General features: G+C 60.9%; 21 protein-coding genes. 16 read left to right on the top strand and 5 right to left on the bottom strand.

The window, feature by feature from the left end; translation table 11 throughout:
- The first annotated feature begins 15 nt into the window (after positions 1-15).
- From gcl to NA619_RS05855, 6 genes are all read left to right on the top strand, one after another.
- Positions 16-1,797: a glyoxylate carboligase gene (gcl, locus tag NA619_RS05880; RefSeq protein WP_255960856.1), complete on the top strand. Its 1,782-nt coding sequence runs from the start codon at positions 16-18 to the stop codon at positions 1,795-1,797.
- 182 nt (positions 1,798-1,979) lie between these two features.
- Positions 1,980-2,762 carry a hydroxypyruvate isomerase gene (hyi, locus tag NA619_RS05875; protein ID WP_255960855.1) on the top strand — a complete coding sequence of 261 codons (783 nt, stop codon included), beginning with the start codon at positions 1,980-1,982 and terminating at the stop codon, positions 2,760-2,762.
- A 209-nt stretch (positions 2,763-2,971) separates the two neighbouring features.
- Entirely contained in the window at positions 2,972-3,862 is an 891-nt protein-coding gene (locus NA619_RS05870) for a 2-hydroxy-3-oxopropionate reductase (RefSeq protein WP_255960854.1), read from the top strand.
- Positions 3,863-4,198: 336 nt separating this feature from the next.
- Entirely contained in the window at positions 4,199-5,470 is a 1,272-nt protein-coding gene (locus NA619_RS05865) for a glycerate kinase type-2 family protein (protein WP_255960853.1), read from the top strand.
- Between the two features lie 37 nt (positions 5,471-5,507).
- Positions 5,508-6,923 carry a pyruvate kinase gene (gene pyk, locus NA619_RS05860; protein ID WP_255960852.1) on the top strand — a complete coding sequence of 472 codons (1,416 nt, stop codon included), beginning with the start codon at positions 5,508-5,510 and terminating at the stop codon, positions 6,921-6,923.
- Positions 6,924-6,991: 68 nt separating this feature from the next.
- Entirely contained in the window at positions 6,992-7,906 is a 915-nt protein-coding gene (locus NA619_RS05855) for an urea transporter (RefSeq protein ID WP_255960851.1), read from the top strand.
- On the opposite strand, the gene NA619_RS05850 is transcribed toward NA619_RS05855, so the two are convergent.
- On the bottom strand, positions 7,879-8,103 hold the full coding sequence (locus tag NA619_RS05850) for a DUF2188 domain-containing protein (RefSeq protein ID WP_255960850.1): 225 nt from the start codon (positions 8,101-8,103) through the stop codon (positions 7,879-7,881). The two genes, NA619_RS05855 and NA619_RS05850, sit on opposite strands and share 28 nt — an antisense overlap.
- Before the next feature lie 282 nt (positions 8,104-8,385).
- On the opposite strand from NA619_RS05850, the gene hmpA reads away from it, so the two are divergent.
- From hmpA to pncB, 5 genes are all read left to right on the top strand, one after another.
- Positions 8,386-9,564 carry an NO-inducible flavohemoprotein gene (gene hmpA / locus NA619_RS05845; protein WP_255960849.1) on the top strand — a complete coding sequence of 393 codons (1,179 nt, stop codon included), beginning with the start codon at positions 8,386-8,388 and terminating at the stop codon, positions 9,562-9,564.
- 51 nt (positions 9,565-9,615) lie between these two features.
- On the top strand, positions 9,616-9,849 hold the full coding sequence (locus NA619_RS05840; RefSeq protein WP_255960848.1) for a hypothetical protein: 234 nt from the start codon (positions 9,616-9,618) through the stop codon (positions 9,847-9,849).
- A 217-nt stretch (positions 9,850-10,066) separates the two neighbouring features.
- Positions 10,067-10,243, top strand: a complete 177-nt coding sequence (locus NA619_RS05835; RefSeq protein ID WP_272891662.1) for a general stress protein — start codon at positions 10,067-10,069, stop codon at positions 10,241-10,243.
- A 188-nt stretch (positions 10,244-10,431) separates the two neighbouring features.
- Positions 10,432-10,611: a hypothetical protein gene (locus NA619_RS05830; RefSeq protein ID WP_255960847.1), complete on the top strand. Its 180-nt coding sequence runs from the start codon at positions 10,432-10,434 to the stop codon at positions 10,609-10,611.
- A 27-nt stretch (positions 10,612-10,638) separates the two neighbouring features.
- On the top strand, positions 10,639-11,838 hold the full coding sequence (gene pncB, locus NA619_RS05825) for a nicotinate phosphoribosyltransferase (protein ID WP_255960846.1): 1,200 nt from the start codon (positions 10,639-10,641) through the stop codon (positions 11,836-11,838).
- Positions 11,839-11,844: 6 nt separating this feature from the next.
- Here pncB and NA619_RS05820 read toward each other — a convergent pair whose 3' ends face one another.
- Positions 11,845-13,029 (bottom strand): GGDEF domain-containing protein, encoded by a 1,185-nt coding sequence (locus NA619_RS05820; RefSeq protein ID WP_255960845.1) that lies wholly within the window; start codon positions 13,027-13,029, stop codon positions 11,845-11,847.
- 411 nt (positions 13,030-13,440) lie between these two features.
- On the opposite strand from NA619_RS05820, the gene NA619_RS05815 reads away from it, so the two are divergent.
- Positions 13,441-15,351: an autotransporter domain-containing protein gene (locus NA619_RS05815; protein ID WP_255960844.1), complete on the top strand. Its 1,911-nt coding sequence runs from the start codon at positions 13,441-13,443 to the stop codon at positions 15,349-15,351.
- A 66-nt stretch (positions 15,352-15,417) separates the two neighbouring features.
- Here NA619_RS05815 and NA619_RS05810 read toward each other — a convergent pair whose 3' ends face one another.
- Positions 15,418-16,320 carry an ATPase gene (locus NA619_RS05810; protein WP_255960843.1) on the bottom strand — a complete coding sequence of 301 codons (903 nt, stop codon included), beginning with the start codon at positions 16,318-16,320 and terminating at the stop codon, positions 15,418-15,420.
- 333 nt (positions 16,321-16,653) lie between these two features.
- Between NA619_RS05810 and NA619_RS05805 the strand changes: the two genes are divergently transcribed.
- Positions 16,654-16,935, top strand: coding sequence for a hypothetical protein (locus NA619_RS05805; RefSeq protein WP_255961134.1), 282 nt, complete (start codon positions 16,654-16,656; stop codon positions 16,933-16,935).
- 12 nt (positions 16,936-16,947) lie between these two features.
- Here NA619_RS05805 and NA619_RS05800 read toward each other — a convergent pair whose 3' ends face one another.
- Positions 16,948-17,835, bottom strand: a complete 888-nt coding sequence (locus NA619_RS05800; RefSeq protein ID WP_255960842.1) for a LysR family transcriptional regulator ArgP — start codon at positions 17,833-17,835, stop codon at positions 16,948-16,950.
- 98 nt (positions 17,836-17,933) lie between these two features.
- On the opposite strand from NA619_RS05800, the gene NA619_RS05795 reads away from it, so the two are divergent.
- Positions 17,934-18,536: a LysE/ArgO family amino acid transporter gene (locus NA619_RS05795; protein WP_255960841.1), complete on the top strand. Its 603-nt coding sequence runs from the start codon at positions 17,934-17,936 to the stop codon at positions 18,534-18,536.
- 361 nt (positions 18,537-18,897) lie between these two features.
- Positions 18,898-19,479: a superoxide dismutase gene (locus tag NA619_RS05790; protein ID WP_255960840.1), complete on the top strand. Its 582-nt coding sequence runs from the start codon at positions 18,898-18,900 to the stop codon at positions 19,477-19,479.
- 283 nt (positions 19,480-19,762) lie between these two features.
- Here the strand turns inward: NA619_RS05790 and dcd are convergent, their stop codons facing one another.
- The gene (dcd, locus tag NA619_RS05785) at positions 19,763-20,329 is read right to left on the bottom strand and encodes a dCTP deaminase (RefSeq protein WP_122165380.1); all 567 of its coding nucleotides are present in this window, start codon (positions 20,327-20,329) and stop codon (positions 19,763-19,765) included.
- Positions 20,330-20,649: 320 nt separating this feature from the next.
- Between dcd and NA619_RS05780 the strand changes: the two genes are divergently transcribed.
- Positions 20,650-20,859 (top strand): cold-shock protein, encoded by a 210-nt coding sequence (locus tag NA619_RS05780; protein ID WP_003282211.1) that lies wholly within the window; start codon positions 20,650-20,652, stop codon positions 20,857-20,859.
- The last annotated feature ends 182 nt before the right edge of the window (positions 20,860-21,041 follow it).

Raw genomic sequence — 21,041 nt, 5'->3', positions numbered from 1 at the left:
AGGAGGGAATGACCCATGGCCCGAATGAGAGCAATCGATGCCGCCGTTGCGGTATTGCGCAAGGAAGGCATCGACACCGCCTTCGGCATTCCCGGTGCGGCGATCAATCCGCTGTATTCCGCCCTGCGCGCCGACGGCAGCATCCGTCACATTCTGGCTCGCCACGTCGAAGGCGCCTCGCACATGGCCGAGGGCTACACCCGCACCAAAGCCGGCAACATCGGCGTGTGCATCGGCACCTCGGGCCCGGCCGGTACCGACATGATTACCGGCCTCTACTCCGCCTCGGCCGACTCGATCCCGATCCTCTGCATCACCGGCCAGGCGCCACGTGCGCGGCTGTACAAGGAAGATTTCCAGGCCGTGGACATCGAGTCCATCGCCAAGCCGGTGACCAAGTGGGCCGTGACCGTCCGCGAGCCGGCACTGGTGCCGCGGGTATTCCAGCAAGCCTTTCACGTGATGCGCTCCGGTCGCCCCGGTCCTGTGCTGATCGACTTGCCGTTCGACGTGCAGATGGCTGAGATTGAATTCGACGTCGAGACCTACGAGCCGCTGTCCGCGTACAAGCCGGCAGCGACTCGCAAGCAGATCGAGAAAGCCATCGACATGCTCTGCGCCGCCGAGCGTCCGCTGATCGTGGCGGGCGGCGGGATCTACAACGCCGGTGCCGAAGCGCTGCTGGTGGAGTTCGCCGAGACCGTTGGCGTGCCGGTGATCCCGACGCTGATGGGCTGGGGCGCGATCCCCGATGACCACCCGTTGATGGCCGGCATGTGTGGGTTGCAGACCAGCCACCGTTACGGCAACGCCAACATGCTGGCTTCGGATTTCGTGCTCGGCATCGGCAACCGCTGGGCCAACCGCCACACCGGTTCGGTGGACGTCTACACCAAGGACCGCACCTTCGTGCACGTGGATATTGAACCGACACAGATTGGTCGGGTGTTCTCGCCGGACTTCGGCATCACCTCGGACGCAGGTGCTGCGCTCGAACTGTTCGTTGAAGTCGCCAGGGAGCGCAAGGCAGCGGGCAAGCTGCCGGATCGCACGCCATGGGCGGCAGACTGTCAGGAGCGCAAGCGCACCCTGCTGCGCAAGACGCACTTCGAAACGGTGCCGATGAAGCCACAGCGCGTATACCAGTGCATGAACAACGCCTTCGGCCGTGATGCCTGCTACGTCAGCACCATCGGTTTGTCGCAGATCGCCGCCGCGCAGTTCCTGCACGTGTACAAGCCGCGCCACTGGATCAACTGCGGCCAGGCCGGCCCGCTCGGCTGGACCATTCCGGCAGCGCTCGGCGTGGTCGCGGCGGACCCAACCCGCAAGGTGGTGGCGCTTTCGGGCGACTACGACTTCCAGTTCATGATCGAGGAATTGGCGGTGGGTGCGCAGTTCAAGCTGCCCTACATCCACATCCTGGTGAACAACGCCTACCTCGGCCTGATCCGCCAGGCACAGCGCGGTTTCGAGATGGATTACTGCGTGCAGCTGGGCTTCGAGAACATCAACGCCGACCAAAGCGGCATGGAAGGCTACGGCGTGGATCACGTCGCGGTGGTCGAGGGCCTGGGCTGCAAGGCGATCCGCGTGTTCAAGCAAGAAGACCTGCGCCCGGCCATCGACCAGGCCCAGGCCTGGATGGCCGAGCATCAGGTGCCGGTTGTGATCGAGGTAATCCTCGAGCGGGTGACTAACATCGCCATGGGCACCGAAATCGACGCCATCAACGAATTCGAGCCGCTGGCCGAAGGCCGTGAAGACGCTCCGACTGCGGTCGCGCTGTTGGATTGACGGAAGACGCACCGCCCGTAGGAGCCAGTCTGCTGGCGATCCTAAGCGCCATGCCCGACTGATCGCCAGCAAGCTGGCTCCTACGAAAAGCAGACCCGTAGGGTGGATATCGCGAAGCATATCCACCAAAAACGTAGCACCGACGTACCGAACCGATCCCTACAGATCACAAGGAGATACCTATGCCCCGTTTCGCCGCCAACCTGTCCATGCTGTTTACCGAGATGGATTTCCTCGACCGCTTCGCCGCCGCTGCCGAAGCCGGCTTCAGCGGTGTCGAGTACCTCTTTCCCTACGACTACCCGGCCGAAGAGATCAAGGCACGACTGGACGCCCACAACCTGACCCAGGTGCTCTTCAACCTGCCGGCCGGTGACTGGGCCAACGGCGACCGTGGCATTGCCTGCGACCCGGAACGGATCGAAGAATTTCGCGCCGGCGTCGACCAGGCCATCGCCTACGCCAAGGTGCTGGGCAACACCCAGATCAACTGTCTGGCCGGTATTGCGCCTCGCGGCGCCGACCTTGGCAAGCTGGAAATCACCTTTATAGAGAACCTGCGCTACGCGGCGAAAAAGCTCGAAGCGGAGGGCATCAGGTTGGTCATGGAGATGATCAACACCCGCGACATCCCACGTTTCTTCCTAAACAACACCTCGCATGCGCTGGAAATCCGCGACAAGGTCGGCAGCACCAACTTGTTCCTGCAGTACGACATCTACCACATGCAGATCATGGAAGGAGACCTGGCGCGCACCATCGAAACCAATCTGGCAGCCATCAACCATGTGCAGCTGGCGGACAACCCCGGCCGTAACGAACCCGGCACGGGCGAGATCAACTACCACTTCCTGTTTGAACACCTGGACCACATTGGTTACGAGGGCTGGGTCGGCTGTGAATACAAGCCGGCCACCACCACCGAAGCAGGCCTTGGCTGGCTGAAGAGCCACAACGCCATCTAATAAATAGTCGAAAAACGTAGGCAAGGCAGGCAAGACGAGACCTAGGCGGCCCCGCAAAGAAGACCGAAGAAGCGGACCGGGCTCGCGTGCGAGGTTGGTCTTCCAAATGAGCATTCTGACCGAGGCTGGCCACCCAGGCCGCGCTCAACGAAGTACTGCCAACGCAGGTAGTTTTTTCGGCGACCAGAACGAATTTGAGGAGAATTATCATGGCTAAGATCGGATTTATCGGCACCGGCATCATGGGCCTGCCCATGGCTCAGAACCTTCAGAAAGCCGGACACGAGCTGTTCCTTTCAGCGCATCACGATGCCGCTCCGGCTGCATTGATCGAGGCTGGCGCCGTCTCCCTGGCCAACCCTAAGGAAGTCGCCCAGGAAGCCGAGTTCATCATCATCATGGTGCCGGACACCCCGCAGGTCGAAGACGTGCTGTTCCGTGAGAATGGCATCGCCGAGGGCGTCGGCCCGAACAAGCTGGTGATCGACATGAGCTCGATCTCCCCTAGCGCCACCAAAGCGTTCGCCGAGAAGATCAACGCCACCGGCGCCCGCTACCTCGACGCACCGGTGTCCGGTGGTGAGGTCGGTGCCAAGGCCGCGACGCTGTCGATCATGATCGGCGGCAGCGAGGAGAGCTTCGCCCGTGCCCTGCCGCTGTTCCAGGCCCTGGGCAAGAACATCACCCTGGTCGGTGAGAACGGCGACGGCCAGACGGCCAAGGTCGCGAACCAGATCATCGTGGCGCTGAACATCCAGGCCGTTGGCGAAGCCCTGTTGTTCGCAGCGAAGAACGGCGCCGACCCGGCCCGTGTCCGCGAGGCGTTGATGGGCGGGTTTGCCGGCTCGAAGATTTTGGAAGTGCATGGCGAGCGCATGATCAAGGGCACCTTCGATCCAGGCTTCCGCATCAGCCTGCACCAGAAGGACCTGAATCTCGCCTTGGCTGGTGCTCGCGAGTTGGGCCTGAACCTGCCCAACACCGCCAATGCTCAGCAGGTGTTCAGCACCTGCGCGGCCATCGGCGGCAGCAACTGGGACCACTCGGCGTTGATCAAGGGCCTGGAGCATATGGCCAACTTCTCGATCCGCAAGGACTGAGCACAGAGTTGAGTTGAGCCGCGCCAGCCATCGCTGGACCCAGACAGCAGCGCTGGCTGGCGCTGCGCTCAACGCCACACACTGATGGGTATCGCATGCTCAACCCGTCCTACGGGCGAGCCGCAACACCGCCCCCGTAGGATGGCGTCGAGCTCAGCGATACCCATCACATAACCGCTTCAACGCACCTGAGGTGCACCCCTTTCGATCTGCCCGGCAGAAGGAGTCACGGCCCGACTGCCGGGTGGGTCGAATCCAATTCCATACCTTAGCGCTTGCAATGCCGAGCCCTAAGGTCTGGAATCGGCCCCAGACCTAATAGAGAAGGAGCAGTACATGAGCCTCGACCCGCAAGCCCTGTTGCGCGAGCTGTTCACCGCCGCCATCGATGCTGCTCACCCGCGCCAGGTCCTGGCTGACCATCTGCCCGCGGATCGCAGCGGCCGCGCCATCGTCATCGGCGCCGGCAAGGCGGCAGCAGCCATGGCCGAAGCAATCGAAGCAGTGTGGGAAGGTGAACTCTCCGGGCTGGTGGTAACGCGCTATGGCCACGGTGCCGATTGCCGCAAGATCGAGGTGGTCGAGGCCGCGCATCCGGTGCCGGACGATGCTGGCGAACGCGTCGCCCGCCGCGTGCTGGAAATGGTCAGCAATCTCGCAGAAAGCGACCGGGTGATCTTTCTTCTTTCCGGCGGTGGTTCCTCGCTGCTGGCACTCCCAGCCGAAGGCATCAGCCTCGCCGACAAGCAGGCGATCAACAAAGCGCTGCTGCGCTCCGGCGCCCACATCGGCGAGATGAATTGCGTGCGCAAGCATCTCTCGGCGATCAAGGGTGGCCGTCTGGCCAAGGCTTGCTGGCCGGCGACTGTCTACACCTACGCCATTTCCGACGTTCCGGGTGACGAGGCGACGGTGATCGCCTCCGGCCCGACCGTAGCTGACCCGACCACTTCAGCCGAGGCGCTTGCGATCCTGGCGCGCTACGGCATCGACATCCCTGCGAACGTACGTGCCTGGCTGGAAGACCCGCGCTCAGAAACCGTCAAGCCGAACGATCCCTGCCTGTCACGCAGCCACTTTCAGCTGATCGCCAAGCCGCAGCAATCGCTTGATGCCGCCGCTGATAAAGCCCGCGCAGCGGGCATCACGCCGCTGATCCTCGGTGACCTGGAAGGTGAGTCGCGTGAAGTGGCAAAGGTCCATGGCGGCATCGCCCGGCAGGTGGTGCTTCACGGCCAACCGATCGCCGCGCCTTGCGTGATCCTTTCCGGCGGAGAAACCACGGTGACGGTGCGCGGAAATGGCCGCGGCGGTCGCAATGCCGAGTTTCTCCTGAGCCTGACCGAAAACCTTCAGGGCCTGCCCGGCGTGTACGCGCTGGCTGGCGACACAGACGGCATCGACGGTTCGGAAGACAACGCCGGCGCGCTGATGACGCCGGACAGCCATGCCCGCGCCGCTGCCATGGGGCTCAGTGCAGCCGACGAGCTGGGTAACAACAACGGCTATGGTTACTTCGAAGCCCTCGACGCGCTGCTGATGACCGGCCCGACTCGGACCAACGTCAACGATTTCCGCGCCATCCTGATCCTGCCGCCGTCCCGTTAGGCACGGCGCATCACGAACACAGCCCAAAGAGCCCGCCATGACACCCGATAAGAAGGTCAAGATTCTCGCCACCCTCGGCCCTGCCACCCGCAGCATCGATGATGTGCGCGATCTGGTGGAAAACGGGGTCAACCTGTTCCGCCTGAACTTCAGCCACGGCGAGCATGCTGACCATGCCGAGCGTTTCGGCTGGATTCGTGAGGTGGAGCGCCAGCTGAATCAGCCCATCGGCATCCTCATGGACCTGCAAGGCCCGAAGCTGCGCGTGGGCCGGTTTGCCGAGGGCAAGGTGCTGCTGACGCGCGGGCAGACGCTGCGTCTCGATCTTGATCCGACGCCGGGCGACAGCACCCGGGTCAACCTTCCCCATCCGGAGATCATCGATGCACTGCAGCCCGGCATGAGCCTGCTGGTGGACGATGGCCGGCTGCGTCTGACGGTGGTTGCAAAGCTCGCCAATGCCATCGAGACCCGCATAGTGGCGGGCGGCGAGCTGTCGGATCGCAAGGGCGTCAACGTACCGGAAGCGGTTCTGGAGTTGAGCCCGATGACTGAAAAGGACCGGCGTGACCTGACGTTCGGGCTGGAGCTGGGCGTCGACTGGGTAGCGCTGTCCTTCGTTCAGCGTCCGCAGGACATTCATGAAGCTCGCGAGCTGATCGGTGGGCGTGCCTTTCTCATGGCCAAGATCGAGAAGCCTTCTGCCGTGCAGCATCTGCGCGAGATCGCACGGCTGAGCGACGCGATCATGGTGGCGAGGGGTGATCTGGGCGTCGAGGTGCCGGCCGAAAACGTCCCGAGGATCCAGAAGAACATCGTGCGCACCTGCCGCCAGCTCGGCCGGCCAGTGGTGGTGGCCACGCAAATGCTCGAGTCGATGCGCTTCTCCCCTGCCCCGACTCGCGCCGAGGTGACCGATGTGGCCAATGCGGTAGCCGAAGGCGCTGACGCGGTGATGCTCTCGGCCGAAACTGCCTCGGGCGACTATCCGCTGGAAGCAGTCAGCATGATGAGCAAGATCATCCGCCAGGTGGAGAGCGGGCCGGACTTCCAGGCGCAGCTCGACGTGCACCGACCCAGCGCCGAAGCCACCCTGCCTGATGCCATCAGCTGCGCGATTCGCCGAATCAGCGGCATCCTGCCGATCGCGGTGCTGGTCAACTACACCGAGTCGGGTCGTTCCAGTCTGCGCGCCTCCCGCGAGCGACCGGGCACACCGATCCTCAGCCTCACCCCCAACGTCGCCACGGCGCGTAAGCTGACCCTGGCGTGGGGGGTGTACTCGGTGATCGACGCGCGCATGCACGACATGGAGCAAATCTGCCTAAATGCGCTGGAACTGGCGCGCGCGCAGGGAATGGCCGGTACTGGCGATACGGTGCTGATCACCGCCGGCGTGCCGCTGGGCCAGCCCGGTACGACAAACTCATTGCGCATCGAAACACTCAACTAGCCCCCAACGACGCCTGCGCCGGGAAGCGTCTTTCCCGGCACGGACGCGCTCGCCCTTGAATATGTTCCATGCACCCATTCGCCCAGTATCTGTTGCGCTCGACGCTCAACGGCTTCAGTCAGATCTTCCTGCAACGCCATCGGGGCTGCGGCTTGCTGACCTTGATCGTGATCGGCCTCAACGAGCCTTTTCTGCTCATTGGTGCCCTTGCAGGGCTGCTCGCCGGCACCGCCACGGCATGGTGCTGTGATTACGCGAGAAGTGACATCGAGACCGGTCTTTACGGCTACAACGCAGCATTGCTGGGCCTGTTGATCACCCATCTGCTCGGCTTTTCGTACATAACGCTCTTGATCGCCGCAGCCGTGGGGGCCCTGTCGAGCCTGCCGCAACATTACCTGCTCAGAGGCAGGCGCGAGCGTCATGGCCTTTCAGGTTTCACCCTGCCCTTCGTGCTGCTTGGCTGGCTGATGCTCGCGCTGTCCGCACCTATGGAGCCTACGGGCGACTTGCACTCATCGGCCTACCAACTGGATGGCTGGGGCGCGTTGGAAAGCGTATTGCGGGGGATTGCGCAGATCATTTTGCTGTCGGATCCGTTTGCCGGGCTCTGCCTGTTTGGAGGATTGCTGATGGCCAACCGGCGCGCGGCCTCTTGGGCACTCTGCGGTTCTGCGATGGGCATATATGTGGCGCTGCTCACCGGCGCCGCAGAGGATCATGCGCTGGCGGGGCTAACCGGCTACAACCCGGCGCTTGCCGCGCTGGCGCTAAGCCAGACTCATCGCTCGCCGGTCGCTCCGGCGCTGGGTATCGCGCTGGCGATCATCGGTAGGCTGGCCTTCGAACGGCTCGGCATTGCGCCGCTAACCATGCCTTTCATCCTTGCGTATTGGGCGGTGGCGCTGGCTGCACAAATCAACCAGCGCCAGCGCCTCTGCAACCGACCTTATGATCAGCCTTTGGTTGAACGCGGGTCCTGATCTCTCGGGTAGGTCCGCTCTTCCTCGATCTTGCCGTCGACGGTATGGATCTTCACCGAGGCGGTGCGCAACTTCATGTAGTCACGGGTCTCACTGATGATGTCTTCTTTGGTGGTCGCCTCAAGCAAGGCGCGCTTGTCGCCCTCTTCGCGCAGTACCCAACGGTCCTGGTCGTGCGTGATGTGGTAGTTCTCCATGTCGCCTCCATAAGCTTGTCGATGGTCAGAGCTATAGAACGCACTCGGGCGTAGCGGTTCGATCTGCAACGCTCGGGAAGCGCAGTCCAGAGGGTTACCAGGACCTTTGATGGTTATTTAAACCTTAAAAATCTGGGTGGAATTGACCTTCATGCGTCTGATCGGCCTTGATTCTGGTCAATTCCGGCATGGAACGGATATTGAAGGAGTGAGGTACCTGTCCGAGCCGCTTCACGGAGCGATGCACCAGAGACGGGGCCCTTTCAATAACTGGAGTCCTCCATGCTTTGCGCTGAACAACGTGCCCTGATTACCGCGACCGTCCCGCTGCTCGAAAGCGGTGGCGAAACCCTGACCGATCACTTCTACAAGCTCATGCTGGCCGAATACCCGGAGGTGCGCCCGCTGTTCAACCAGGCGCATCAGGCCAGCGGTGACCAGCCGCGCGCCCTGGCCAATGGCGTGCTGATGTACGCCAAGCACATCGACCGGCTGGATCAGCTCGGCGGGCTGGTTTCGCAAGTCATCAACAAGCATGTGGCCCTGCAGGTACAGCCGGAGCACTACCCCATTGTCGGCTCTTGCCTGCTGCGCGCCATCCGGGAAGTTCTCGGGGAAGAAATCGCCACCGATGAGGTGATCGCCGCATGGGCCGCAGCTTACGAGCAGCTCGCCGGCATCCTCATTGGCAGCGAAGAACAGCTGTACAGCGCAACGGCCCAGGCCCCGGGCGGCTGGCGTGGCGCACGCACGTTCCGGATCGCCCGCAAGGTAGCCGAGAGCGCGGAAATCACCTCGTTCTATCTGGAACCTGAAGACGGTGGCGCGGTGGTAGCGCATGAGCCGGGCCAATACATCGGGCTACAGCTGTGGGTGAATGGCGTAGAGATTCGCCGCAACTACTCACTCTCCGCCGCCAGCAATGGCCGCGACTACCGCATCAGCGTCAAGCGCGAGCCAGGCGGCGTAGCTTCCAATGCGCTTCACGGAATGGCAGAGGGAGAGCGACTGGAGCTGTTCGCGCCTGCCGGTGAGTTCACGCTTCAGCCCAGCGACAAGCCGCTGGTTCTGATTAGCGGTGGCGTGGGCATCACCCCTACGCTGGCGATGCTCGAAGCTGCCATCGCGACCGAGCGGCCGATTCATTTCATCCACTGCGCGCGTAATGCTGACGCCCATGCCTTTCGCGAAGCCATCGATGATCTCGCTGACCGGTATGAGCAGCTGAATCGCTTCTATTGCTACGACGAGCATCAGCAAGGTAGCCCTCAGCCCGACGCCGTTGGCCTGTTGACCGAGGAACGGCTCGACGACTGGCTGCCGGCCGAGCGCGATCTGGATGCCTACTTCTTGGGCCCAAAGCCCTTCATGGCCGCCATCCGCCGTCAACTGCAAGCACTTGGCGTCCCTGCGCATCAGGCTCGCTACGAGTTCTTCGGTCCAGCTTCGGCGCTTGACTAGCCGTTACGGGCTCGCCATCCGCGAGCCCTTTGTTCAACATCGAGGAGCCTCATGAACGCGCAACCACTCGATCCGCAACGGCTGTTGATTCTGGCCAATCTGTCCATGGTGCTCGGCGTACTTCTGCTCGTGCTGGGTATCGCCGGCGCCTACATCTTCGATGCTCACCTTGTACTGGGCGCCATCGTCGCAAGCCACGCGCTGGTGATTCTCGGGCCAACTGGGCTAAAGATCGGCTATGTCATGCGCCTGCTGGCACAACGCCAACTTGCACTGATTGCCTGACCTATCAGCGATTCAATTTATGCGGTAGATATTTGGAAATAACAGCCGTTTCGTTGTACTTGCCATTAGCCATACTTGTTGCAGATGTAAAATAACCACTCGTCCGTCGCTTGTTAAATAGCGGAAACTAGTGGAGCGCTCCTCCGCTCTGAAATTATGAAGGCTGATGAGGTGTGTTCAGCCCGCATGAGTCTGTATCCATCGAGGAGAGTAAGACATGGCGAACAAGAATCCTGGCAACTTCGCAAACGATCGCGAAAAAGCATCCGAAGCAGGCAAGAAGGGCGGCCATAACAGCGGCGGCAACTTTGCCAATGATCGTGAAAAGGCCTCCGAAGCAGGCCGCAAGGGTGGCCAGAACAGCCACGGCGGTGGCCGCACCAGCAATAGCTGATGTGTAGAGGTAATGAAAAGGCGAAGGTTAACCCTTCGCCTTTTTTATTTACGCTATCTCTAACGCTATTAATCAAAGTTGGTTCCAAGCCTTATTGATGACAATAAACCGACACCGCTAATCCATACTCCCAACTGGTACTCGATTAATATCGCGAACAAGATGAAGCTGAGTGGCAGGAGACTTTCATGAATATGACTGACATCGGGTCGTCCTCTCAAAACCCAGGCGACGACGCCGCACCCGGAACGCCCGGCACGGGTGAGAACATCTGCAGGGTCTGTAATGGCAGCGGCCGTATTGATGCGGGGGAATGCAAAAACTGCGGCGGCACAGGTAAGGTGGTCGAAGGTATCGGCGGAGCCTGATTCCGCCCCACAGCCAGAGACCAGCCAATGAGCGTCAGCGCCTTTTCCGAGCGAATCGTCCAGAGCCTGCTGGACACCGATTACTACAAGCTGACGATGATGCAGGCGGTGCTGCACCATTACCCCAACGCCGAAGTCGAGTGGGCTTTTCGCAGTCGCTCCGAGGAAGACCTCACGCCTTACCTCGACGCCATCAAAGAGCAGCTGGAGGCGCTGGCCGAACTGCGTTTCGAGCCGGCGGAACTGGCGTTCATCGAACGCATTCCCTACATGCAGCCAGACTTCATTCGCTTTCTCGGCCTGTTTCGCTTCGACCCACGTTACGTGCGCGTCGAACTAGAAGGCGGTGAACTGGTGGTCTATCTGCGCGGCCCATGGCTGCACGTAATCCTGTTCGAGGTACCGCTGCTGGCGATCATCAGCGAGGTGCGAAACCGCGCTCGCTACCCCGATGTAACGCTGGATCAGGCAACCGACCGGCTGGATGAAAAACTCCAATGGCTGCGTGAAGAAGCCTCCCCGGACGAACTCGCCGGCTTCAATCTGGCCGACTTCGGAACCCGTCGGCGCTTCTCCGTCGGCGTGCAGACCGAAGTCGTGAAGCGACTGAAGACTTCATTCCCTGGCAATTTCGTGGGCACCAGCAACGTTCACCTGGCTCGCACCCTCGATCTCAAGCCCATGGGCACCATGGCTCACGAATGGATCATGGCGCATCAGCAGCTCGGTCCAAGGCTTATCGACAGCCAGAGCGCAGCACTTGACTGCTGGGCGCGGGAATACCGGGGGGCGCTGGGCATTGCCATTACCGACTGCATCACCATGGATGCTTTCACCGCCGATTTCGATCTGTATCTAGCCAAGCTGTTCGACGGCCTGCGCCACGACTCGGGTGACCCGGTCGAATGGGCGGAAAAGGCGATTGCCCACTACCGCCGCCTAGGCATCGATCCGATGACTCGGCAGCTGGTGTTTTCAGATGGTCTGGATTTCCCTAAGGCGTTGGGCATCTACCGGGCGCTTGCCGGGCGCAGTAACACCAGCTATGGCATCGGCACCCATCTGACTTGCGACATTCCCGGCGTCGTGCCCACCAACATGGTGATCAAGATGACCAGCTGCAATGGGCAACCGGTTGCCAAGATTTCCGACTCGCCGGGCAAGACCATGTGCCGTGACGAGGCCTTCGTCAGCTATCTCAAGCACGTGTTCTCGGTTGAGCGCTGACCCGGCTCAGGCGGCCGACGGCTCCGTCACCGCCTCGTCCGATTCGTAACAGAGGCGGTTGCGGCCCGAGCTCTTGGCCAGGTACATCCGGCGGTCTGCAAGCTCGAGCAGTTCTGCCGGGCTCTCGACAAAATCGATGCAGCGCTCGGCCAGGCCTATGCTCGCGGTCACCGCCTGCCCATCCGGACGCATGCCCAGTCCGCGCCGCACGATACGCTCCAGCGCCAGCCGCGCCTGCTCCCGGTCGGTATCCGGCATGATCACCACGAACTCCTCACCGCCCCAGCGCAACAGGGTATCGGTACTGCGCAGGCTGGACAGCATCTGCTGGGCGCAACTGCGCAGCACCAGGTCGCCAGCCTCGTGACCGAAGGTGTCGTTGATCGGTTTGAAGTGATCGAGGTCGATGAAAGCCACCGCTAGCCCGGTGTCGTGGCGTCGCGCGGTGTCCCATTGAAGCGTGAGAATCTCCTGACCGCTGCCGCGTGAAAACACACCCGTGAGCGGATCCCGTATGGCTTGGCGCACCAATGCAATCATGAAAGCCAGTTGGCTGAGACTCGCCAACGCGGTCACACCGGCAATCAGCATCAGCAGCCAGAAACCACCAGCGTACGAGGGCCAGTTGAGCGTCGCCCACGACAGATAGCCTGCCAGGGCATGTGCCAACAGCAGGACGCTCGCCATGACAACGTTCTCAAGCAATGTCAGCGGAAATATCGCTAACCCCGCCATCAGCACGAACGGCAGAAAGGCATAGCCAGCCGCCACCATAGCGGACAACTGGGTTAGCTGATAGCCGCCCAGCAGCGTATGCGAGGCGATATAGAAAAGGGTCGGGATTGCGAACAACAGCGCAATCGCCCGATAGGCGTCGAACAGATTGCCGCTGGGACGGTAGTACAACAGCAGACACACGAACGCGGCACAGGCCAACAGACGAAACGTCGCCAGACCGAGCCATAGTGGATAGCTGAAGACCATCACATCGATGATCCCCCATACCGGGGTCAGCACCGCAAAAAGGAAGGCAAACATCCTGACCCGATTAACGATCAGTGTGGCTCGACGCTGGGAAAGCAGCATCGAATGACGGTGCGGGATGACCAGTTTCATGAACTCATTGGACTTGAGTTCACTTGGCAGCAGACTGGCCAGGCGGCTTGACAGCAGGTCGATCAAGGACGGCATTTAATAAACACCCGAATGGAGCAATGCAGAGGCTAGCCACGCCCTCGTGTTAGCCGCGCCGAATGGTAGCACTTGGACATTATTTCAGAGCCATTTCTATGTGCCCGTGGCGCTTGCCAACCGGCACCTGGGCATTCGGCCAACCACTATTAGCGCCATAGCCCTACAGATCACGTGGCTTAGCGCTCATGCTGGGTTAGCGGCCACCGTCCTGAATTCAGGAGTCGATGAAACAAATAAATTTTAACAAGGCTCTGATCGAAGTGATCTCCGCCAGTAGTCCGTTCGGGCGACACGAACACGCCCGATAAATGGCGCTTAAGAGTGCTTATACCTGTGACCGATCGCGGATAGATTGAACTGCCGGCCGCCAGTGCGCCGGCTGCCAATAACAACAAGAAGGAGAGACATGTGCAGAGCCCTCTCAAGCCACTCGCCATAGCCTTACTCATGGCTGGAATGTCAGCTGCAGCCTATGCGCAAACGAGCCCGTACAGCCAATTCGTCAATTTCGGTGACTCGCTCAGCGACGCCGGAACCTTCCCGGATCTGGGCAGCCCCTTATCGGGTGCTTTCCCCACCGGAGGATTGCGCTTCACCAACCGCACCGGCCCGAACTATGGCCCTGACAATACCGAGTATTTCGGGCAGGTTGCTACGCAAGTACTCGCCAATCGGCTGGGGCTTCAGTCGCAGCCCTCCACGCCGCTGCTGCCATCCCTTGTGACCGGTAATCCAGACGGTACCAATTATGCGGTGGGTGGTTACCGTTCAGATCAGATCCTCGATTCGCTGGTGGGCAGTTCAACGGTGTCGGCTGGTGGACTCTCTAGAACCCGTCCGGGTTATCTCGTTGAGACCCCCCAGGTCGACCCGAACGGTCTTTACTACCTCAACGGCGGCGCCAACGACATCTTTCAACTGCAAACCAGGCCGGTGACGATGGCTCAGGCTGCAGGAAACATGGTTACCGCGGTCGGCGCGCTACAGGCCGCCGGGGCGCGTTACATCGTCATCTCCGACCTGCCCGATGTCGGCAATACGCCACTGGGTACAGCGCAGGGAAACAGCGCCCTGCTGAACGGCTTGAGCGACGCCTTCAACGCCGAACTCGCCGCGGGCCTCCGAGCCCAGGGTGGCAATTACGTATTGCTGAACACCCGCCTGCTGCTGACAGAAGTGCGCGCCGATCTCGCCCGCTATGGGTTCGACCCAGCGATCAATCAAACGGCTGTCTGCTTCGATGGGGGCAACTGCCCGCTCGACCCGACTTACGGCCTGGGCACCGCCAATGCCGATCCAAGCCGCCTGCTGTTCAACGACGCCGTGCATCCAACTACCGCGGTTCATCAGATCAGCGCCGACTATATCTATTCGATCCTTTCTGCCCCGGCAGAGATTTCCCTGCTGCCGGAAATGGGCCGCTCGGCATTGCGCAACCATCTGCAGATGCTCGACAACGAGCTCACCGCGCAGCGCCATGACTGGCAGACCACAGGCACCTGGCGCGCCTTCGTCCAGGGCGGCTACAACCGGCCAGAGTACGACGGTTTTGGTGGCGGTGATGGTGACAGCCCTACCTTGATGATCGGCGTGACCAACCGGATCAGCGAGGCCTGGCTTGCCGGGCTTAGCCTGGGCTTGGCGCAGAACTCCCTGACCCTGGGCGAAGGTGATTCCGACTACGACATGCGCAGTTATCTGGCGAGCGCCTTCGCCAGCTATCAGAAGGATCGTCTATTCGCTGATTTCACTGCCAGTGTCGGCTACCTGGATTACGACTCGCTGGATCGCACCTTTGCCTTGGGCGTAGCGGAGCGCTCCGAAAAAGGCAGCACCGAAGGGATGCTCTGGGGCGTCTCGGCAAAGACCGGCTTCAACCTCATGCAGATCGGCGACGCATTGCAGTTCGGGCCATTCGTCGGCGCCAGTTACCAGAAGGTCGACGTTGATGGCTACAGCGAGAAAGGCGCCAGCTCGACAGCCATGAGCTTTGACGATCAGGAACTCGACTCGCTGCGCTTGTCGGTCGGTCTGTTCGGCAACTATGCGATCAGCGAGCGTACCCGCCTGTTCGCTGAGGTGGCCCGTGAAGTGGAACGAGAAGACGATGAACGCGAGGATTTGCGTGTGTCGCTGAACAGCGTGGAGAACAACAGCTTCGTGCTTCCGGGCTCTACGCCTACCGTCGACCAGACCCGCTTCAGTCTGGGAATCGCCCATCAGATAACACCCGGGATGAGCGTTCGCGCCAATTACAACTATCAAGGTAACGAAAATCGCAACCAGGGCGTCGGCGTATCGCTAGCGCTTGACCTCTAGCTTCACACTCCTCGTTTGGCTGACTCGCCTGGCCGCTGCGCTCGATGCGCAGCGGCTTTTTTGTGGCTAGCGCTGATCGAGTTGCTGCTGCAGGTTCGCGATCTGGCCCTGCAGTGTGTTGACGTTGCGCGTCATCTGCGCACGGAAGGCGTCAAATTCGGAAGTGTTGATCCCCGGCGTAGCGGCGGGACGGTTGTCCAGTTCACTGCGCAGGATGAGCACATCCTGTTCCAACCGGCTGATAGCCTGGCTGGCGTCGCCCCGCTGCTTCAGCGCAGCGACGTCCTTGCTCAAGCTGTCGATCCGGCCGGATAGCTTGCCTAGCTCATCAACCGACCCTTTCAGTCCGGCGAACGACGATTTCAGCTCGGCCTGCTCGCCAGATACGTTCTTTACCGACTCGGCGAGGGTTGCCGCCGCGCTCTGCTGGCCGCGTACTTCGCTGGCGACGCTCTCGACCCGGGTGTTCTGCTCGTCCAGACGCTTATCCTGATTACCTTGCTTGCCGGTCAGACTCTGCTGCTGCGTGGTGATCGCCCGCTGCTGCTCGGCTAGCTCCAGCGTCAGCTTCTCCAGCTGCTTGATCCGCAATTTCAGGGCTTCGCCTTCGGTGGTGACATTCGATTCGGTCGCCACGATCTTGCCGGAGATGTCCTGCAGTCGCCCGCTTGCATCTTCACTGATGCGCGCAAAGCTCTCCTGGGTAGCAACCAGCTGCGCTTCGAGCTTGGAGACCTGCTGCATACTCCACCAACCCAGCCCAACCAGCAGGCCAAACAGCGCAACGATCAGGATCCAAAGCGGCACGGTACTTCCACCACGGCGTTTCTGTCGTGTCCGAGGGCTGTCTGGATCGCGGTCCTCGGGCTTGCGGACCGGCTCGAGCTCCGGCGCGGGATAGGGGTCGCGGTCACGGCCGGCGGTCAGGCTGGGTACGTTGTCCAGTTCGTCGTGAGCATCGTTGCGCATGGGGTACCTTCAAAGGGCGCGAGGCGAGAAACAGCGCGCAGTATAACGATTCAGCAGAGGCACTTCAGCGCCATGATCAGGCTGACCGCACCTTCATCAGGCGCGTGGCGCCACAGCGATTCAAGACTGTGCAGCAGGACGCAAAACCTGTGCGTCCTGCTTCACGTCGGTTCAGCCGCCAGACCGCATGGCTACGGCCTCCACCGTCTTCGGAAGCATGGGAAATCGGAGCTGGTATGGCGGTTGCTACATGACTCATGCCAGTGGATAGCGTTTCGCCGACAAGGATGTCGGGCCCAGGAGTGAATGAGTCATTGCGGAGGACGAATCGTCATGGAGTTCAACAAGGCCGTACTCGATTGCATGCAGCACCTGCGCAGTCGACTGCGCGACGAGCAACAGCTGGAAATACGTCTGAGCCAACCCGATGCCATCCAGGCCATGCTGACGGCCTGCCTCTGCTCTGGCGATGAAACCACCCGTGACCTCGGTAAACAGCTGGCGACCTACAGCGACATGCCACCACCCGTCGTGACCAAGCCTACATCCGACGCCAGCCATCTCATGCATCAGCCATCGGCTCGCATCTACCGCGGCCAGCGTGTCATGAGCTGACAATCGAGAGATTCACCCGATCAGCCATTGCCCAGCCGAACGCGTGAGCTGCTGAGTAAGCTCGGCCAGCAACTCGCCACCGTTGCGCCAGTGATGCCAATACAGCGGGACATCGATTGGCTCGCCCCGAAACACATCGACCAGCGCACCGCTGGCCAGCTCCTCGCGGACCTGGAGCTCAGGCACCATGCCCCAGCCGAGGTCGCTCTGCAGCAACCTTACGAAGCCTTCCGATGAGGGACACAGGTGGTGGCTGAACGCACCGCTCAGGCCCAACGATGCGAGGTACCGGTGCTGCAGCTGATCATCCGGCCCGAAGACGATGGCCGGAACTCGTACCAAGGCCTCGGCAGGCGGATCGCCACGCAGATGCCGGGCGATGAAGGCCGGCGTCGCCAGGGCACGATAGCGCATGGACCCAAGGAACTGGCTGCGCGCACCGGCTAATGGGCGCTCGACGGCGCAGACGCACGCGGCCACTTCTCCTGCGCGCATGCGTTTGAGTCCCACATCCTGATCTTCCAGCACATGATCGAGTACCACGGCGTTCGCGGTGCAAAATGGCGCAACGGCTTCCGGCCACCAAGTCGCAAGGCTGTCGGAATTGAGCGCGACCCGAAGCCGTTCAGGGAGCCGGCCTCCATCCAGTTCGGGCACTCTGCCCTGTAGATCTCGCTCCAGCAATCGCACCTGCTGAACATGATTGAGCAGCCGCCGACCCACCTCTGTCGGCTGCGGGGGCGTCGCGCGTAGCAGTACCGGTTGCCCAAGCCGCGCTTCCAGTAACTTGATGCGCTGAGAGACCGCCGACTGCGACAAGCCCAGCGACTGTGCGCCACGATCAAACCCAGCCTGCTCGACCACCGCAGCCAAAGCGGACAGCAGTTTGTAATCGAACATCAGTTTTCCTTATGCAGCATTACCGTAATTCGTTTCTCTTATACGACAGCAAGGCCGAGACTGCGAGCCATCCTTTATATGCAGACAGGCAGAGCACCATGTGGCAGAGCTACTTCAACGGATTGCTGGTCACCGCAGGGCTGATCATCGCGATCGGCGCGCAAAATGCTTTCGTGCTGGCGCAAAGCCTTAGGCGTGAGCACCACCTGCCCGTCGCTGCGCTCTGCATCCTGTGCGACATCCTGCTGGTCAGCCTTGGAGTGTTCGGCCTCGCCGCACTGCTCGCCGAGAGCCCGGTACTGCTCCAGGTCACGCGTTGGGGCGGCGTGATCTTCCTGTCCTTCTATGGCGTCGTCGCCTTGTGTCGTGCTGCACGCCCGCAGGCCTTGAAGGAAGATGCCCAGCGCGGCCCGCGTTCGCTGCGAAGCGTGCTGCTTGCAGCGCTGGCGGTCACGCTGCTCAACCCGCACGTCTATCTCGACACGGTATTGCTGATCGGCTCGCTTGGCGCTCAACAACCCGAACCCGGCGCCTACACACTCGGCGCCGCGACTTCCTCGACTATCTGGTTTCTGATCCTTGCCCTTGGTGGCGCCTGGCTTGCTCCCTGGCTCGCGCGACCGTTGACCTGGCGCCTGATCGACCTGGGAGTCGCGATGATGATGTTCGCCGTTGCAGCACAGCTGGTAATCCTTGCCTGAGGAACGCCTGCCATTCTCGGAGGTCCACGCAGAGGGCTAGTAGCGCCGTCAAACCACCCGCGAAACCCAGCGACAAGGCTCTGGCCTCGGCTTCTCCACACAGTTGGCGCGTGGTTTTGCCGCAGGCCCGGTGCTATGATCCACGGTTCGCGGGCATGGAGTGGAACGCTTCAGCCCGCTATTACGGCCGCCCGTGATCGGCCGAAGAATGCGCAAGCATGCAGCAAGCGAAGGGAAAGACAGGCGTAAACGGACAAGCATCAGTGCAGTAGTTTCCCCGTTCCGCGAGGCGCTGATTACCAGCGCAGACTGCCTCCTTCCGAGCCGCATCTATTCTCGACACCTGAGCAGGAGATACACCATGGCTTTCGAATTGCCGCCGCTTCCGTTTGAAAAAACCGCCCTCGAGCCGCACATTTCCGCCGAGACCTTCGAGTATCACCACGGCAAGCATCATCAAGCCTACGTGACCAATCTGAACAACCTGATCCCTGGCACCGAGTTCGAAGGCAAGGATCTGGAAACCATCATCAAGACCTCTTCCGGTGGCATCTTCAACAATGCCGCTCAGGTCTGGAACCACACCTTCTTCTGGAACTGCATGGCACCGAACGCCGGTGGCCAGCCGACAGGCGAGCTGGCTGATGCCATCAACGCCGCGTTCGGTTCCTTCGACAAGTTCAAGGAAGAGTTCACCAAGACCGCTATCGGCACTTTCGGCTCCGGCTGGGCGTGGCTGGTGAAGAAGTCCGACGGCAGCGTCGGCCTGGCCAGCACCATTGGTGCCGGTAACCCGATGACCGCTGGCGACAAGCCATTGCTGACCTGCGACGTCTGGGAACATGCCTACTACATCGACTACCGCAACGCCCGCCCGAAATTCGTCGAAGCGTTCTGGAACGTCGTAAACTGGGACTTCGTCGCGAAGAACTTCGCAGGCTGAGTTGCCAGGCTGGCAACGTGGGTCGATCCGGTCGGCCCATGACGCTCGCACCAAAATGCCCGCAGCTATTGCGGGCATTTTTCGTTTAAGCACATAGAGATTCTTTCGGAGCCGGGGTCGCCTCAGCGTGATAACCGAATCGATCCTGCTGAAACGCTAGGCGTTAGGAGAACCCTTTACGCCCGGCAGCGCGCCCGAAGAACGGACAGCGCGGCGTTGCTATAACGACGCGTATGGCCTCAGCCGCCGCTACACGCATGAACACTGTGGAACAGACAGGAAGTTACGCCTTGGGTAAGGTCACGCCGCGCTGGCCCTGATACTTGCCGCCACGGTCGCGGTAGGACGTCTCACACTCCTCGTCCGACTCCAGGAACAGCATTTGCGCCACGCCTTCATTGGCGTAGATCTTCGCCGGCAGCGTCGTGGTGTTGGAGAACTCCAGCGTTACATGACCTTCCCACTCAGGTTCCAGCGGCGTCACGTTAACGATGATGCCGCAGCGGGCATAGGTGCTCTTGCCCAGGCAGATGGTCAGTACGTTACGCGGAATGCGGAAATACTCGACGGTGCGCGCCAGGGCGAATGAGTTTGGCGGGATGATGCAAACGTCACTCTGGATGTCGACGAAGCTCTTCTCATCGAAGTTCTTCGGGTCGACGATCGCCGAGTTGATGTTAGTGAAGATCTTGAATTCGTCGGCGCAGCGTACGTCGTAGCCGTAGCTGGAGACGCCATAGGAGATCAGGCGCTCGCTGCCCTCGCCGCGCATCTGGCGCTCGACGTAGGGCTCGATCATGCCGTGCTCCTGGGCCATCCGGCGAATCCACTTGTCCGATTTGATGCTCATGGCGGGCGTCCTGATTGGGCTGGTGAGAGTTAAGGAAAGGCGTGCATCTTACCGAGCCGACAGGGCCGGTTCCAAGCCCAGCGGCCAGGACCGAGCGCCGCGGCGGGTGAGCGTAAGGTAGAAACCTGAAAATAATGCTCGCATTGCTACGGAAATGCGGTATCTTTCGTTGGCTGCTGCTGCATGTGTCACCGTGAATCGCTACATGTTTAGATTTCGATCCGATCATTGCTACGACTCCTTTAACTCCTTGCACACAGTCACCGTTCGGGGTATTTGCCCGTTCAAATCATCTCTACATCGTTCAAGGAGACATTCAAATGTCCAATCGCCAAACCGGTACCGTTAAGTGGTTCAATGATGAAAAAGGCTTCGGCTTCATCACTCCTCAATCCGGTGACGACCTCTTCGTACACTTCCGCGCCATCCAAGGCGACGGTTTCAAGAGCCTGAAAGAAGGCCAGCAAGTTTCCTTCGTCGCTACCCGCGGCCAGAAGGGCATGCAAGCTGAGGAAGTTCAGGTTATCTAACCTGAAGCTTCTCTGCTGAAAAGAAGCTCCGCCTCGGCGGGGCTTTTTTTATGCCTGCGATTTGTGGTGCCCGCCTCGTACCAAGCGCACCGCTGGCCGGAAATCGATTCGGCTCAGAGTTGATGGGTATCGCTCCGCTCAACGCCATCCTACGAGTGATATCGGTGACGCGGTGTTGATCC

The organism is Stutzerimonas stutzeri (assembly GCF_024448895.1).
GTDB classification, from domain to species: Bacteria; Pseudomonadota; Gammaproteobacteria; order Pseudomonadales; family Pseudomonadaceae; genus Stutzerimonas; species Stutzerimonas stutzeri_Q.
This window is presented reverse-complemented; position numbering and strand designations above follow the sequence as displayed.